Here is a 14,930-nt window from a genome sequence, read left to right as displayed (position 1 = left end):
TGGTTGCTCGGCAGCCGGGGGCGGGGCGTCCTTGGCGGCTGCTGCGGATGGGGTTCGACCCCGTCGCCCGCTACCCGTCTCATCGCCGGCGGGCTCCTGATCCCCAGCGGGCTCCTCACCCCCAGGGGGCTCCGCCTCTGGACCGCCGACCTTCGCCCGCCCGGCAGGCCCCGCACCTGCGCCGGGTGCCTACTCCGACGACGGTGCCCGGACAGCCGGCGCCCGCTTGATCGCCGCGTCCCGCTTGCGGACGTACCAGATGCCGATCAGGCCCAGGCCGCCCCCGGCCAGGCAGGTCCACACCCACCAGGTGTGGCCGTGGTCGTCGAACCAGCCGTAGAAGGGGAGCTGTACCAGGAAGAGGGCGAACCAGAGGATCGTGCCGCCAATGATGGTGGGGACGATGGGGCCCTCCAGGGGCTCCGGCGCCTCGTGCTCGGGGGTCCACTTCTCCATGGGGACAGCTTACGAGGCGATCAGGTCTACGCGCGGAGATGGCATCGCCCGGGATATATGTTCATACTGAAACCGTTTGTGTCCGGCCATTTCTCTTCGTACGAAACACCAAGGGTCTCTGGGGGAAGCCCGCCGGTGATGAGGTCACGCATGTCCACCTCGGCCCCCGCCAAGGTCCCCGCACCCCAGCCGTCGGGCCGCACGCCCGCCCACGGCGCCCTCGACCGCCACTTCCGGATCTCCGAGCGGGGCAGCACGCTGTCCCGGGAGATCCGGGGCGGTTTCGCCACCTTCTTCGCGATGGCCTACATCATCGTGCTGAACCCGATCATCCTCGGCAGCGCGAAGGACATGTACGGGCACCAGCTCGACAACGGCCAACTGGTCACGGCGACGGCCGTGACAGCGGCGTTCACCACCCTCCTCATGGGTGTCGTCGGCAACGTCCCGATCGCGCTGGCCGCCGGCCTCGGTGTGAACTCGGTTGTCGCGCTCCAGCTCGCACCCCGGATGTCCTGGCCGGACGCCATGGGCATGGTCGTCCTCGCCGGCTTCATCGTGATGCTGCTGGTCGCCACCGGCCTGCGTGAGCGCGTCATGAACGCCGTGCCCTACGGCCTCCGCAAGGCCATCTCCATCGGCATCGGCCTGTTCATCATGCTGATCGGCCTCGTCGACTCCGGCTTCGTCTCCCGCATCCCGGACGCCGCCCGGACGACCGTCCCCCTCCAGCTCGGCGGCGACGGCCACCTCAACGGCTGGCCGGTACTCGTCTTCGTCCTCGGCACGCTGCTGACCCTGGCCCTCATCGTCCGCAAGGTCTCCGGCGCGATCCTCATCTCGATCGTCACGATGACCGTCCTCGCGGTGATCATCAACGCGGTCGCGAACATCCCCTCCTGGGGTCTCACCACCCCGAAGTGGCCCGGCAACCCCGTCGCCACCCCCGACTTCGGCCTGATCGGCGAGGTCAGCCTCTTCGGCGGCTTCGGCAAGGTCGGCATGCTGACCGGCGTCCTCTTCGTCTTCACCGTGCTGCTGTCGTGCTTCTTCGACGCGATGGGCACGATCATGGGCGTCAGCGACGAGGCCGAGCTGACCGACGCCCAGGGCCAGATGCCCGGCATCAACAAGGTCCTCTTCGTCGACGGCCTCGCGGTCGCCGCCGGTGGTGCCGCCTCCTCCTCCGCCACCACCGCCTTCGTGGAGTCCACGGCGGGAGTCGGCGAGGGGGCACGGACCGGCTTCGCGAACGTCGTCACCGGCGGCCTCTTCGCCGTGGCGCTCTTCCTCACGCCCGTCGCCACGATGGTCCCGTCCCAGGCGGCCACCCCGGCCCTGCTCGCGGTCGGCTTCCTGATCCTGGCCGGCTCGGTCAGGGAGATCGACTGGGCCGATCACACCATCGCCATCCCGGCCTTCGTCACCATGGTGATGATGCCGTTCACCTACTCGATCACCAACGGCATCGGCATGGGCTTCATCACCTTCGTGGTGCTGCGCCTGGCGGCCGGCCGTGCCAAGGAGATCCCGGCCGCGATGTACGTCGTGTCGGCCGTGTTCGGTTTCTACTACCTGATGCCGGCGCTGGGAGTGATGTGAGCCGGGCTCACGTGACCCCGTAGAACTTCTCCGTCTCCTCGACGGCGGTCTGGAACCGCTCGTCGAAGTCATCGCGAACGAGCGTCCGGACGACATAGTCCTGGACGCTCATTCCCCTCTTTGCCGCATGGTCCCGGAGCCGCTCGAGCAGCTCCCCGTCTATCCGCAGGCTGAGCACGCTGGTCCCCATGGACACGAGGGTCGCGGGCGGGTCCGGGGCGGCGTTCACTTTCCGCCGCGCACTCACTCGTACGGGTGATGATCGGGTTTCAGTGGCGTGCGTCACGGGAATCCGTCCGCGCGCCAGCTTGTTTAGCGAGAGTAATGAGTTACGCTAAAGAGATGCCGGACCTTACCCATGGCGACGACGCTGCCGCCGTGAACTCCCTGCGCTCCGCCGTGATGCGGCTGTCCCGTCGGCTCAAGCACCAACGGGTCGACGAGTCGCTGAGCCCCACCGAGATGTCGGTGCTCGGCACCCTGTCCCTCTGCGGCAAGGCCACCCCGGGCGAACTCGCCCGCAAGGAGCACGTCCAGCCGCCGTCGATGACCCGCATCGTGGCGCTGCTGGAGGCCAAGGGCCTGGTCCGTCTGGAGCCGCACCCCGAGGACCGGCGCCAGAAGGTCGTCACGAAGACCGAGCAGGCCGAGGCGATGCTCGAGGAGAGCCGCCGCAAGCGCAACGCCTTCCTGGCCACCCTGGTCGACGGCCTGGACGAGGACGAGTGGGCGAAGATCCGTGCCGCCGCCCCCGTGCTGGAGAAGCTCGCACACCTGTAAGCAGCGTTCACAAGGAGGCGACCCTTTGAGTTCGGGACCCGGAGCAGACTCCGCCCCCGCACCGACCACCCACGACTCCCTGTCCCAACCCGACCGCTCGTCCATGTTCAGTTCCCTGAAGGTCAGGAACTACCGCCTGTTCTTCATGGGCCAGGTCGTCTCCAACATCGGCACCTGGATGCAGCGCATCGCCCAGGACTGGCTGGTGCTCAGCCTCACCGGCTCCGCCACCGCCGTCGGCGTCACCACCGCCCTGCAGTTCCTGCCGATGCTGCTCTTCGGCCTCTACGGCGGCGTTCTCGTCGACCGCCTGCCCAAGCGCCGCACGCTGATGTTCACCCAGTCCGCGATGGCCCTCACCGGCATCGCGCTCGCCGTCCTCACCCTCTCCGGTCACGTCCAGGTCTGGCACGTCTACGTCGCCGCCTTCGCCGCGGGCCTCGCGACCGTCCTGGACAACCCGGCCCGCCAGACCTTCGTCTCCGAGATGGTCGGCCCCGACCAGCTGCAGAACGCGGTCAGCCTCAACTCCGCGAACTTCCAGTCGGCCCGGCTGGTCGGCCCCGCCGTGGCCGGCGTGATGATCACCGGCGTCGGTACCGGCTGGGCGTTCCTCTTCAACGGCCTGTCCTTCGTCGCCCCCCTCGCCGGCCTGCTGATGATGCGCGCACGTGAGCTGCACGTCGTCGAGCGCGCCCCACGCGGGAAGGGCCAGCTGCGGGAGGGCCTGCAGTACGTCGCCGGGCGTCCGGAGCTGATCTGGACCATCGTCCTGGTCGGCTTCGTCAGCACCTTCGGCTTCAACTTCCCCGTCTACCTCTCGGCCTTCGCCGACGACGTCTTCCACGCGGGCGCGGGCTCCTACAGCCTCTTCAACACGTTGATGGCGGTGGGTTCCCTGGCGGGCGCGCTGCTCGCGGCCCGGCGCGGCACGGCCCGGCTGCGGGTGCTGGTCGCGGGGGCGGTGGCCTTCGGCGCGATGGAGCTGGTGGCCGCGACCGCCCCCTCCCTGTGGCTGTTCGCCCTGCTCATGGCCCCGATCGGCATGTTCGGCATGACGGTGAACGTCACCGCCAACACCAGCGTCCAGCTGAGCACCGACCCGGCCATGCGGGGCCGTGTGATGGCCCTGTACATGATGGTGTTCATGGGCGGCGCGCCGGTGGGCGCGCCGATCGCCGGCTGGATCACGGACGCGTACGGCGTCCGGGCGGGCCTGGCGACAGGCGGTGCCATCTCGGCCGCCGCGGCCGTGACGATCGGTCTGGTCCTGGCCCGCGTCGGAAACCTGCGTCTGTCGGTCGGCTGGAACGGCGGCCACCCGCAGGTGCGGTTCGTGCCGCGGGAGCAGGAGGAGTTGGCCACGGCGGCCTGAGCGTCGCAGGCCCCACCGGAACCCGGAGGGCTCACACCCTCCGGGCCAGCACCTGCCCCGGCCAGTTGTTCTCCCCGACCGTGAACGCCTCGGTGCGGGTGAAGCCGTTGCTCTCGTAGTAGCGCACGAGCTTGCCGTCGTCGCCCGCGTAACAGTCCACCCGCAGCAGCGAGACGCCCGCCCGCCGGGTCTCCTCGACCGCGTGCGCGAGCAGGGCGCTGCCCGCGCCGTGCCCCTTGAAGCGGCGGTCGGAGGCGAGCCAGTGGATGTACCGCTCGGGCTCGCCGGGCTGCGGGAGATGGGACAGGTAGGCGGCGGCCGAGTCGGTGAGGGTGAGCGTGGCGGCCGGCACGCCGTCGGCCTCGGCCATGAAACAGTCGCCCTCGTCGATGTACCGGGCAACCGACTCCACCGTCTTCGGGTTCTCCGACAGAGGCTTCGTCCCCCACTGTCCGGTGCGCCCCTGCGAGACCAGCCACTCCACACAGCTGTCGAGCATGCCGAGTATCGCGGGGATGTCGTCGGGGCCGCCTGCTCTGATGATGATCTCCATGACGGCACCCTAGGTGACCAACCGTATGCGTTCCAGGGCGAGTTGGAAGGCGGTCGGAGCGCCGCCCCCATGACGTCCCCACGACGCCCCACGACGTCCCCGTGTCCGTCGCGCGCGGCGCTCGCCGGATGATCCGTTCCCTGGAAGGGTGACGTACATGAGACTCTTCGCCGCCGTGCTGCCACCCGAGGACGTGGCCGCCGAACTCGCCGCCGAGGTCACCGAGTTGCGCAAGCTGCCCGGAGCGGACGCCCTGCGCTGGACCGGCCGCCCCGGCTGGCACTACACGCTCGCGTTCTACGGCGAGGTGGACGAGGAATTGATCCCGGACCTGTCGGCGAGGCTGGAGCGGGCCGCCCACCGCACCGCCCCCTTCCCGCTGGCGGTGCGCGGCGGCGGCCAGTTCGGCAAGGGGCGGGCGCTGTGGGCGGGCGCGGAGGGCGACCTGCCGACGCTGCGGCTGCTGGCCGACCGGGCGGAGTCGGCGGCACGCAAGGCGGGCGTGGCGATGGGGGAGCACCGCCGCTACAAGGCCCACCTGACGGTGGCCCGCAGCCGGGACGACATCGACGTACGGCCGTACCTGCATGCCCTGGAGTCCTTCACCAGCCGCACCTGGACGGTGGACGAGCTGACGCTGGTCCGCAGCGACCTGCCGAAGTCGGGAGTACCCGGCGAGCAGCCGCGCTACGAGACGGTCGCCCGCTGGCCTCTCGGGCCGGCCCGTCAGACGCCTCACGGCCCCAAGCCGTCAAGGGACGGCTGAGATGTCTGTGTAGCTTTGCTGCCTGTTCGATCACGGGCCCGAGGGAGCTTCGGTGGACGTGGCGCGGATCATGGAGTCGTTGGCCGAGCAGGGGATCACGGTCCTGTTCAAGGCCGATGCCGAGCGCATGCGCGAGGGGGTGAAGCCATGGACGTTCGTCGCGAGCGGAGCCCCGGTCCACGAGGACCTGCTCGTGCGCACGGACGGCGTCTCCGTCGAGGCATGCCTGGACGTCTGCCTGCCCCGGCTGCGCGAGTTCGGCCTGGTCATCCCGGAATGAGGGCCGGCGATTCCTCGACTACGCGGTGGTCGCCTCGAATCCTTCCGGCGTAGACGGGAAACCACTGCCTCGTCGTAGCGGAGTGGTTGGGACGTCGGCGCTGGTCTACTCGTCCTCGTGGGCCGCGACACAGGTGTCCATGCCTGTGTGTTCGGTGTCCTCGAACGCCTTGCGGGCCTCGGCGGCGACGAGGTCCGTACTGACCGAACCGATCTTCAGGGCCGCATTGATGCCGGCAACCAACGCATGAGCGGGCAGCTCTCGGCGCAGCGACAAGACCTCAACCAGCAGCCGTGTGCCCTCCCGGTCCCCGGCGCTCCGCTTGGCCGCAGCCCAGAACGCCTCGAGCGTCCTTGTGTAGCTGCCCTCTGCCGCCCTGCCCTCCGCCCCGGCCTGCGCCCTGCCCTCCGCCCCGGCGGCGTGCGCCAGGGCAGAGGCTCCGGCAGCCGCACTCCTGTATTTCCGCCTCAACTGCAGTGCAGCCCTCGCCGCAGCGGCCTCCCGCTCAACCTGCTCCCGCAGCAGGCGTAGTCGAGCTTCTCGCTCTGCGCCGGTCAAGCCCGTGAGGCCCAGCCTGGCGTCACGTTCTTCCTGGGACACAGCGCCCCTCCCCTCCTCGGTCGACCTCATTGTCCGCGGCCTGCATCCGGCCGTGCAGGATCTGCCACGAAGACGCAGAGACGTCCGCCCGGCGCCCACACGACCGCCACCACGGCGGGCATGAGGTCCGCCCCGCACGCTCCAACCGGAGGCTTCACAAGCCCGGCTCGGAGAAGGCGTAACGGACCTCACGGCTCGAACGCATCGGCAACCCCACCCGGGGCCACCGCTGTACCCAAGAAGGAATTAGGCTCGAAGGCGTGGACCCGAAAACCCGGAACCGGATCATGGCCGGTGCGCTTGTGTTGATGTTCGTCGTGGTGGCGGTGGCGGCGGCGGTCGGCAGGTAGCCGACGGACCGGCCGCCACCGGTCACGCTCCGGGCACTACCAGGCGAAGGCCTCCGGCGACGGCCCCGGACCCGGGAAGATCTCGTCCAGCCCGGCCAGCAGTTCCTCGCCCAGCTCCAGTTCGACCGCGCGCAGGGCGGAGTCGAGCTGCTCGGCGGTACGCGGGCCGACGATCGGGCCGGTCACGCCGGGCCGGGTGAGCAGCCAGGCCAGTGCGGCCTCGCCGGGCTCGATCCCGTGCTTCTCGAGCAGATCCTCGTACGACTGGATCTGCGCGCGTACGGCCGGGTTCGCGAGCGTGTCGGCGGCCCGCCCGGAGGCCCGCCGGCCACCCTGGACCTCCTTCTTGATCACACCGCCGAGCAGGCCGCCCTGGAGCGGCGACCAGGGGATGACACCGACGCCGTAGTCCTGCGCGGCCGGGATGACCTCCATCTCCGCGCGGCGCTCGGCGAGGTTGTACAGGCACTGCTCGCTGACGAGGCCGATGGTGCCGGAGCGCCGGGCGGCGATCTCGTTGGCCTGGGCGATCTTGTAGCCGGGGAAGTTGGAGGACCCCACGTAGAGGATCTTCCCCTGCTGCACGAGGACATCGATGGCCTGCCAGATCTCCTCGAAGGGAGTGGCACGGTCGATGTGGTGGAACTGGTAGACGTCGATGTGGTCGGTCTGCAGCCGCTTGAGGCTGGCGTCCACCGCCCGCCGGATGTTCAGGGCGGACAGCTTGTCGTGGTTGGGCCACGCGGCGACGCCGTCCCCGGCCATGTTGCCGTACACCTTGGTGGCGATGACGACCTTCTCGCGCCGGTCGCCGCCCTTGGCGAACCAGTTCCCGATGATCGACTCGGTACGGCCCTTGTTGTCGCCCCAGCCGTACACGTTTGCTGTGTCGAAGAAGTTCATTCCCGCGTCCAGCGCCGCGTCCATGATCGCGTGACTGTCCGCTTCGTCGGTCTGCGGACCGAAGTTCATGGTGCCGAGCACCAGTCGGCTGACCTTGAGTCCCGTGCGTCCGAGCTGCGTGTACTTCATGGTCCTCAAGCCAACGACTTGGAGTGCGCTCTACGCAAGCGGCGTCGGTCAGTCGCGGGGGAACTCGTCGGTCTTGAGGGTGAGGCCGAGGAGTGTGGTGGTCATGTCGACGTCCGCCCCGAAGGCGACGGACAGCTCGCTGAGGTATTCGCCGTCCTTGGGCTGGGTGTAGAGGTGGCACCTGCCCTGGTACGGGTCGGCGATGAGGTAGACGGGCACTTCGGCGACGGCGTAGGCGAGCATCTTGGGGCCGTGGTCGTTGGCGGCCGTGTCGCGGGCGACGACCTCGGCCACGAACTCGACGTCCTGGTAGCGCCAGCGGCCCTTGCCGTCCTTCACCGATCGCTCGGCCATCGCCGCGACGTCGCACGCGAAGCCGTTCAGGTGCCCGGGGAAGTCGATCCGAACGTCCGAGGCGAGCCGCTTCCGCGGGTACTTGTCGCGCAGCTGCTCATAGATCGCCGCGATGATCTCCCAGTGCGTCTGCCGCTGCGGTGACATGAAGATGTTCCCCCCGACGATCTCGACCTTGGTTCCCTCGGGGATGGGCATCTTCTCGAGCGACTCGAACATGACGTCCAGAGTCAGCTCGCCGCTCTCGTCGGCCATCTCGATCCTGTCTTCAAGGACGGTCATCGTGGCGCTCCTCCCCGGCTGTCCCACCGACGAGCACAGCCGCGCAGTACAACGCTACGCACGGTGACCAGGACACGCGGGGACACGCATATGCCAGAGGGCAGAGGGCCGCGGCGCCGACGCCAGGCGTCAGGCGTCAGCCTCATAGGGCTCCCCGACGTCCCACCCCTGGTACATCGCGTGCGCGAACGCTGCCGCGATCTTGTGCTCGCCGCTCTCGTTCGGGTGCGTGCCGTCGTAGGTGTCGAGGTTGATGTCGTACGACGGCGGAGTCGACGCCAGCAGGAGTGGTGAGCGCGGCTCGTCGAGGTCGGCCACCGTCTTCGCCAGCAGCTCGTTCAAGCGGGCCACCTGGGCGGCGAAGTCCGCGTCCGACTCCGCCCGGACGTTCGGGATGACCGGCAGCAGGACCATGTACAGCCGTGGGTTGGCGGCGCGGGCCTCGGTGATGAACGTGCGGGCGTTGGCCGCGGTCTGTTCCGCGTTCGTGTAGAAGCCCAGATCGATGAGGCCGAGCGAGACCAGGAGGACGTCCGCCCCGCAGCCTCGTACCGCCTCGCCGATCTGCGGGGCCATGTGCAGCCAGCCCTCGCCCCAGCCGGCGAGGTGGGCGCGCGGGAAGTCGGGGTCGGCGTAGTCGTACGACGTGGGGGCTTCCGCCACCTTGTCGTACAGCGTCTCGCGTGGGCCGACCAGGGTGAACGGACCGCCGTACGTCGTGCCCAGGTGTCGCCACATCCGGTGGCGCCACGTGTGTTCGCCGGCGCTTCCGATGGTCATAGAGTCGCCGACCGGCATGATCCTAAGCATCCGCTCATGATGGACGATCCCCGCCGTGGGCGGGGAGCACGGAGGTGTGAAGCCCACCACGCGCCCTCAAGCCGGCGACGGGGATGGCAGGCTTGGGGCATGCGTCGCTCCCTTGCGTTCCTGGCCGCCGGCCTCCTCGTCGGCGTGCTCGCCGCTCCCGAGACCGCGGCCGCCGCCGACGGCGACGAGGGGTTCACCATCACGGACCCGCGGATCACCGAGTCCAGCGGACTCGCCGCCTCGCGCCTGCACCCCGGCATCTACTGGACGCACAACGACAGCGACGACGGGCCGTACCTCTACGCGGTCGACAGCGCCACCGGCAAGACCGTCGCCACGATCACCCTCACCGGCGTCGGTACCCCGCGTGACGTCGAGGCCGTCTCCATCGGGCCGGACAACCAGATCTACGTCGGTGACATCGGCGACAACGACGGAGTCACCTGGTCCTATGTGTGGATCTACCGGCTGGCCGAGCCCAAGGAGCTCAAGGACCAGACGATCCGGGCCACGCAGTACGTCGTGAAGTACGAGGACGGGTCCCGCGACGCCGAGTCGCTCATCGTCGATCCCGACACGGGGCGCACCTACATCATCGACAAGAACGAGGACGGCGGGCACCTGTACGAGGGGCCCGCCGAGCTCTCGGCCTCGGGAACCAACGTCTTCAAGCCCGTCGCCGCCGTCGACCTGTGGGCCACCGACGCGGCCCTCTCCCCGGACGGCAAGCAACTGGCCGTACGCGGCTACCTGGGGGGTATCTGGTACGACTGGGACGCCGGGAAGATCAAGCGCGAGGGCCGGCTCGACGTGCCCCTGCAGGGGCAGGGGGAGTCCGTCAGCTACTCCGCCGACGGTACGAAGCTGATGTACGGCAGTGAGGGCGCCGACAGTCCGGTGACGGCTGAGGACGCGCCCGGCGACAGCGGCTCCGACTCGTCCTCCGGAAGCGGGAGTTCGGGCTCCTCGGACGCCGGTAGCGGTTCCGGCGGCGACGGCTCGGACGGCGGCACCATCAAGGTCGGTGCCCTCGCCGTGGCCGTCGCCTTCGTCGCCCTGCTGGGGCTCCGGCGGCTGCGACGGCGGGGATGACTCCCCGGTCACTGCTGTGCGCGGCGTTGTGACTGCGCTGCTGCTGGCGGGGGTGTGGCCGGTGGTGCTGACGGCGATCTTCCTTCCGTCGGCGGTACGGAGGTTCCGGAAGCTGAGCAGGTGACGTCGACTGTCTTGACGTGTTCATGGGCTATGGATTCCATGGGGGGTGCGTGGTGCGGTGGGAGCGCTCCCATCGGTTCCGGGCACGCGCCTCCCCGAGAGGAAGCAGCGACATGTTCCGCAGCTTGCGAAGAGCGCTGTGCGCTGTTGCCGCGGCGCTCCTGTTACCGCTGGCCGGCGCGCAGACGGCAGAGGCGGCCGAGCCGGGGGCGGGCTACTGGCACACCAGCGGCCGCCAGATCCTGGACGCGGCCGGGCAGCCGGTCCGGATCGCCGGGATCAACTGGTTCGGCTTCGAGACCGCCAACTACGCCCCCCACGGCCTCTGGTCCCGCGACTACAAGAGCATGATCGACCAGATGAAGTCGCTGGGCTACAACACCATCCGCATCCCCTTCAGCGACGACGTCTTCAAGAGCTCCACCGTCCCCAACAGCATCGACTTCTCCGGCGGCAAGAACGCCGACCTTCAGGGGCTGGGTTCCCTCCAGATCCTGGACAGGATCGTCTCGTACGCCGGTCAGGACGGCCTGAAGATCATCCTCGACCGGCATCGTCCGGACGCGGCCGGCCAGTCGGCGCTCTGGTACACCTCGGCGGTCCCGGAGTCGACGTGGATCGCCAATCTGAAGGCCCTGGCGACCCGTTACCGGGGTCAGGACACCGTCATCGGCATCGACCTGCACAACGAGCCGCACGATCCCGCCTGTTGGGGCTGCGGCGACACGACACGGGACTGGCGCCTGGCCGCCGAGCGGGCCGGGAACGCCGTACTCTCCGTCAACCCCGAACTCCTGGTCTTCGTCGAGGGCGTGCAGACCTTCAACGGCGTCTCCGGCTGGTGGGGCGGCAACCTGATGGGCGTCGCCGAGTACCCGGTACGCCTCGACGTCCCGAACCGGGTCGTGTACTCCGCCCACGACTACGCCACCAGCGTGGCCCAGCAGAGCTGGTTCAGCGACCCGTCCTTCCCCGACAACATGCCGGGGATCTGGGACAAGTACTGGGGCTACATCTTCAAGCAGAACATCGCGCCGGTGTGGGTCGGCGAGTTCGGCACGACGCTCCAGTCGACGGTGGACCAGAAGTGGCTGGCGGCCCTGGTGAACTACCTGCGGCCCACGTCGACGTACGGCTCCGACTCCTTCCACTGGACCTTCTGGTCCTGGAACCCCAACTCCGGTGACACGGGCGGGATCCTGAAGGACGACTGGCAGACCGTGGACACCGTGAAGGACGGGTATCTGGCGAGCATCAAGGCGCCGGGGTTTCCGGCCGGGGGAAGTGATCCGGGCGATCCCGGTGATCCCGGAGGCGGTACGGCCGCCTGCACCGCCGCCTACACCGTCAGCAGCGACTGGGGCAGCGGCTTCAACGCCGAGGTGAAGGTGACCAACTCGGGCACGACCGCGCTCAAGTCCTGGAAGGTGACGTGGACCTGGCCCGGTGCGCAGAAGGTCACCAGCATGTGGAACGCGTCGTACACCCAGAGCGGGGCGAGCGTGACGGCCGCCAACGCCGATCACAACGGGGCGGTCGCGGCGGGCGGTTCGGCGAGCTTCGGGTTCGGGGGCGCGCCCGGGGGCGGGGGCGTGCCGAGCGTGAGCTGTACGGCGACGTGAACCGAGGGGGCGCCCGGTTTCTGCCGGGCGCCCCTCAGGGACATGCGATCAGAGCTTCTCGACCGTCGGCACCTGGGCGTGCCAGGACAGGCGGTGGCAAGGGCAGGTGCACACCAGAAGGCGCACCCCGGGAACACCCGACTCACGGGGTTCGGCGTCCCGGCAGCGGTCATGGGTGCCGATCGTGCAGCGACCGGACACGTACGGGGGCTCCGGTGCCCAGACCGGATCGGGGACGTTGGTCATCGGGCACCTTCCGCAGCGTGGCAGGGGCACTGACAGCGGCGCACAAGCAGTAGGCCCGTGGAGTGGGGCAGGGGGACGTCTTCGGTCTGGCGGCAGGCGGCGTGCACTCCCCGGTACTCGGGACACTGCGCCAATGCGCACTCGGCCGACAGGGACTCCGTATCAAGGTGTCCCTCGGCGCTCTTGGTCGTGTGGATCACCGGACTCCACTCACGACCGGCACGGCGTGGATGTCTCGGGTGTCGAGGTCGAGGCGGAAGTGAGCGGCCATGACCAGGATCCGCCGCCGCTTCCACCTCAGTGCGCGTTCCCTCGCTGTCCAGTAGGGCCGTACCCGTGAGGCGGTGAACTCCGGGTTGGGGGTGGCGACCATGCGGACGCGATCGTTTACGTTTTCGCAGGTCACGGCATTTCGGATTGCTGCCGACGGCTTCCGATGCCTTCCCGCGGCCGGAAGAGCCCAGCACAGCAGGGACACCAATGCCCAAATGAGTGCAGCCGTGATACGACTACCCATGTCTTCAACCTCCTGAGGATTGAGGACCACGCCCCCGGACGGTTGCACCCGTCGCGGGGGTCTTGGTTGTGTACGTCAGTCACCATAACCACATTCGAAAGTGGTCGGCAGTAGACGGCAGTAGTTGACAACTTTCGAAGATGCACGCCAGTTGTCGGACGTTTACGTTCGACAGTGTGGAAGAGAAGATCAATCCAGCCGCCGCGTCCTACCACTACGAACAGCTCGCGAAGATCATTGAGAACAAGATCCGGACCGGGGAGTTCGCCGCCGGATCACGCTTGCCCGGTGAGCTGATCCTGTCTCAGGAGTACGGCGTCGGCTCCAACACCGTGCGCCGCGCGCTGGACATCCTGAGGGAACGCGGACTGATCATCACGGTGAGGGCGCGCGGGTCGTTCGTGGTGGAGCAACTCCCCGCTGCCGAGAGTGGCCAGGGCGGGGAGTAGACGGGGCGGCCGCCGCTCAGCGCGGGTTCAGCGCACGCCGTGCAGAGCTGATCACGTTGTGGGCGTCGGCCCCGTACGCCGCGGACTCCCGGAGCGTCCTCCAGACCTTCCCGTACAAGGCGACATTGTCAGCGTCGTCCAGCCAGAGTTCCGCGTGCCAGTCCTCCGCAACGACCAAGCGGTCGTCGAGGACCCAGAAGCCGTTGGCGGGCACGATCTTCACGGAGGCAGTGAACGGGATGATGCCCAGCTCGACCGTGTCCATCCCGATCATGCCGGTCAGCCGGTCGAGCTGCGCGGCGAGTACCGAGGGCGGGCAGATCAGCGAACGCAGCGCTGCCTCCCACATCAGCACGTGGAGCTTGCGGCCGGACCGGTACAACCACTCCTGGCGCTGCACCCGGGCGCGCACGGCGTCCTCGATGTCAGCGGCCGGGCCCAGTAGCTCCGAATAGCGCCCGATGACGTGGCGTGCGTACTCCGGCGTCTGCATCAGACCGGCGACCACTGCCTCCTCCCACACCCAGATCTCCGAAGAGCGCTCGATCTCCCTGCTGAGACCCTCGTGGAGGGGCTTGAAACCGTTCGCCAGGGCGCGGCGCCACGACCTGATGTGGGACTCGAATCCGGCGAGGCGCGCAGCGAGTTCGGGATAGACATCCGGCTGCTCGGTCGCGTCGGCCCACGCCTGGAGATCCTCGGGGGTGGCCGTCTGCTTGCCGTTCTCCAGCTTGCTGACCTTGGAGCCCTGCCAGCCGAGCCGCTGTGCGAGTTGCTGACCGGTGAGTCGGCCGCCAGGGCACGAGAACCGGAGTTCGCGGAGCCGCGTCCCCAACGCCTCCCGTGCCTGCTGGTAGTCAGTGCTCACCGGTCACGCGCTATTCGGTCGCGGCTACCTGCGCGGCGAACTGGTCGTACAGCACGGCGTGGTGCGTGGCCGCGTCGCGCACCATGGAGTACCGCACGACTTCCGCCGGCTCCGTGATCAGCTCGATGTTCAGCAGGTTGTCGTCGTCGTCGAAGTTCAGCAGGGCGACCAGGCGGGAGTCGAAGAGCCAGAAGTCCTCGGCGGGCAGACCGGCGCGGTCCGCCTCCTCTCGCCAGAGGTAGCGGATGTCCTCTCCGACGGATGCGTTGTGCCTGCTGTAATCGAGCAGGAACAGCTGTTCCGTGGTGGGTGGCCTGTCGGCGATGCGGACGCGGCCGACGGTCTTGCCGGCCTCGGTCTGGCGGCGGATGTTCGTGAACCATGGCTCGCTGGGATCCCAGGTCGACGATCCGGTGGCCAGGAAAGCCTGGTAATCGGGGTCCTGACGGTCTGACGCGTAACCGCGCCGCGTCTCCAAGCGCCAGGCGGTGTGCTCGAAAGTCTCGAAGAGGCGTAGGAAGGTGTCCCGGTCGACCAGCTCCGGCACCCGCTCCATCTCCTTCGGTCCCCAGTTCACGAGCAGTTCGCGCGGCACGAGCACCGCGGCCTCTCCTGGCCCGAAGTGCCGGAGCTGTGCGATGTCCTCAGGGTCGGTGACCGGCGTGCCCTGAACGACGATCTCGCCGGTGCTGACGTCCGTGTGCAGTGCAGGGCACCCATCGACCTTGCTGTCCGTGCCGGTGAAGAGCAGCTGACGAGCCATGGACGCTGTC

19 protein-coding genes are annotated in these 14,930 nt (G+C 68.8%); 8 read left to right on the top strand and 11 right to left on the bottom strand.

Annotated elements, in window-relative coordinates:
* Window positions 1-189: 189 nt before the first annotated feature.
* Window positions 190-456, bottom strand: a complete 267-nt coding sequence (locus tag ADK57_RS02375) for a DUF2530 domain-containing protein (protein WP_053747627.1) — start codon at window positions 454-456, stop codon at window positions 190-192.
* 150 nt (window positions 457-606) lie between these two features.
* Here ADK57_RS02375 and ADK57_RS02370 point away from each other — a divergent pair, with 150 nt between their 5' ends.
* Window positions 607-2,058: an NCS2 family permease gene (locus ADK57_RS02370; protein ID WP_053747626.1), complete on the top strand. Its 1,452-nt coding sequence runs from the start codon at window positions 607-609 to the stop codon at window positions 2,056-2,058.
* Between the two features lie 7 nt (window positions 2,059-2,065).
* Here ADK57_RS02370 and ADK57_RS02365 read toward each other — a convergent pair whose 3' ends face one another.
* Window positions 2,066-2,254, bottom strand: coding sequence for a hypothetical protein (locus tag ADK57_RS02365; protein WP_053747650.1), 189 nt, complete (start codon window positions 2,252-2,254; stop codon window positions 2,066-2,068).
* Between the two features lie 146 nt (window positions 2,255-2,400).
* Between ADK57_RS02365 and ADK57_RS02360 the strand changes: the two genes are divergently transcribed.
* Window positions 2,401-2,838 carry a MarR family winged helix-turn-helix transcriptional regulator gene (locus tag ADK57_RS02360; protein WP_053747625.1) on the top strand — a complete coding sequence of 146 codons (438 nt, stop codon included), beginning with the start codon at window positions 2,401-2,403 and terminating at the stop codon, window positions 2,836-2,838.
* 103 nt (window positions 2,839-2,941) lie between these two features.
* Window positions 2,942-4,213 carry an MFS transporter gene (locus tag ADK57_RS02355; RefSeq protein WP_053747649.1) on the top strand — a complete coding sequence of 424 codons (1,272 nt, stop codon included), beginning with the start codon at window positions 2,942-2,944 and terminating at the stop codon, window positions 4,211-4,213.
* Between the two features lie 31 nt (window positions 4,214-4,244).
* Here the strand turns inward: ADK57_RS02355 and ADK57_RS02350 are convergent, their stop codons facing one another.
* A complete protein-coding gene (locus ADK57_RS02350) occupies window positions 4,245-4,766 on the bottom strand; it encodes a GNAT family N-acetyltransferase (protein ID WP_053747624.1) in 522 nt (173 codons plus the stop codon).
* Window positions 4,767-4,923: 157 nt separating this feature from the next.
* On the opposite strand from ADK57_RS02350, the gene thpR reads away from it, so the two are divergent.
* Entirely contained in the window at window positions 4,924-5,532 is a 609-nt protein-coding gene (gene thpR / locus ADK57_RS02345) for an RNA 2',3'-cyclic phosphodiesterase (RefSeq protein WP_053747623.1), read from the top strand.
* Window positions 5,533-5,584: 52 nt separating this feature from the next.
* Window positions 5,585-5,812 carry a hypothetical protein gene (locus ADK57_RS02340; protein WP_053747622.1) on the top strand — a complete coding sequence of 76 codons (228 nt, stop codon included), beginning with the start codon at window positions 5,585-5,587 and terminating at the stop codon, window positions 5,810-5,812.
* A 105-nt stretch (window positions 5,813-5,917) separates the two neighbouring features.
* Here the strand turns inward: ADK57_RS02340 and ADK57_RS02335 are convergent, their stop codons facing one another.
* The 4 genes from ADK57_RS02335 to ADK57_RS02320 form a co-directional block, all read right to left on the bottom strand.
* Entirely contained in the window at window positions 5,918-6,412 is a 495-nt protein-coding gene (locus ADK57_RS02335; protein ID WP_053747621.1) for a hypothetical protein, read from the bottom strand.
* Between the two features lie 386 nt (window positions 6,413-6,798).
* A complete protein-coding gene (locus ADK57_RS02330; RefSeq protein WP_053747620.1) occupies window positions 6,799-7,794 on the bottom strand; it encodes an aldo/keto reductase in 996 nt (331 codons plus the stop codon).
* A 48-nt stretch (window positions 7,795-7,842) separates the two neighbouring features.
* Window positions 7,843-8,430 (bottom strand): Uma2 family endonuclease, encoded by a 588-nt coding sequence (locus tag ADK57_RS02325; protein ID WP_053747619.1) that lies wholly within the window; start codon window positions 8,428-8,430, stop codon window positions 7,843-7,845.
* Window positions 8,431-8,559: 129 nt separating this feature from the next.
* A complete protein-coding gene (locus tag ADK57_RS02320) occupies window positions 8,560-9,240 on the bottom strand; it encodes a GDSL-type esterase/lipase family protein (RefSeq protein WP_053747618.1) in 681 nt (226 codons plus the stop codon).
* Window positions 9,241-9,339: 99 nt separating this feature from the next.
* Between ADK57_RS02320 and ADK57_RS02315 the strand changes: the two genes are divergently transcribed.
* Together ADK57_RS02315 and ADK57_RS02310 are read left to right on the top strand one after the other, a co-directional pair.
* Window positions 9,340-10,332 (top strand): hypothetical protein, encoded by a 993-nt coding sequence (locus ADK57_RS02315; protein WP_053747617.1) that lies wholly within the window; start codon window positions 9,340-9,342, stop codon window positions 10,330-10,332.
* Window positions 10,333-10,568: 236 nt separating this feature from the next.
* Complete coding sequence (locus ADK57_RS02310) at window positions 10,569-12,077, top strand: cellulase family glycosylhydrolase (RefSeq protein WP_053747616.1); 1,509 nt, start codon at window positions 10,569-10,571, stop codon at window positions 12,075-12,077.
* A 48-nt stretch (window positions 12,078-12,125) separates the two neighbouring features.
* Here the strand turns inward: ADK57_RS02310 and ADK57_RS02305 are convergent, their stop codons facing one another.
* Together ADK57_RS02305 and ADK57_RS49720 are read right to left on the bottom strand one after the other, a co-directional pair.
* Complete coding sequence (locus ADK57_RS02305) at window positions 12,126-12,323, bottom strand: hypothetical protein (protein WP_053747615.1); 198 nt, start codon at window positions 12,321-12,323, stop codon at window positions 12,126-12,128.
* 196 nt (window positions 12,324-12,519) lie between these two features.
* On the bottom strand, window positions 12,520-12,696 hold the full coding sequence (locus tag ADK57_RS49720) for a hypothetical protein (RefSeq protein ID WP_159049993.1): 177 nt from the start codon (window positions 12,694-12,696) through the stop codon (window positions 12,520-12,522).
* A 320-nt stretch (window positions 12,697-13,016) separates the two neighbouring features.
* On the opposite strand from ADK57_RS49720, the gene ADK57_RS02300 reads away from it, so the two are divergent.
* Window positions 13,017-13,289 (top strand): GntR family transcriptional regulator, encoded by a 273-nt coding sequence (locus ADK57_RS02300; protein ID WP_234389919.1) that lies wholly within the window; start codon window positions 13,017-13,019, stop codon window positions 13,287-13,289.
* Window positions 13,290-13,305: 16 nt separating this feature from the next.
* Here the strand turns inward: ADK57_RS02300 and ADK57_RS02295 are convergent, their stop codons facing one another.
* Together ADK57_RS02295 and ADK57_RS02290 are read right to left on the bottom strand one after the other, a co-directional pair.
* Entirely contained in the window at window positions 13,306-14,157 is an 852-nt protein-coding gene (locus ADK57_RS02295; RefSeq protein ID WP_053747613.1) for a helix-turn-helix domain-containing protein, read from the bottom strand.
* A gap of 10 nt (window positions 14,158-14,167) precedes the next feature.
* Window positions 14,168-14,920: a DUF6879 family protein gene (locus ADK57_RS02290; protein ID WP_053747612.1), complete on the bottom strand. Its 753-nt coding sequence runs from the start codon at window positions 14,918-14,920 to the stop codon at window positions 14,168-14,170.
* Window positions 14,921-14,930: the final 10 nt, after the last annotated feature.

The organism is Streptomyces sp. MMG1533 (genome assembly GCF_001279775.1).
Lineage (GTDB): Bacteria > Actinomycetota > Actinomycetes > Streptomycetales > Streptomycetaceae > Streptomyces.
This window is presented reverse-complemented; position numbering and strand designations above follow the sequence as displayed.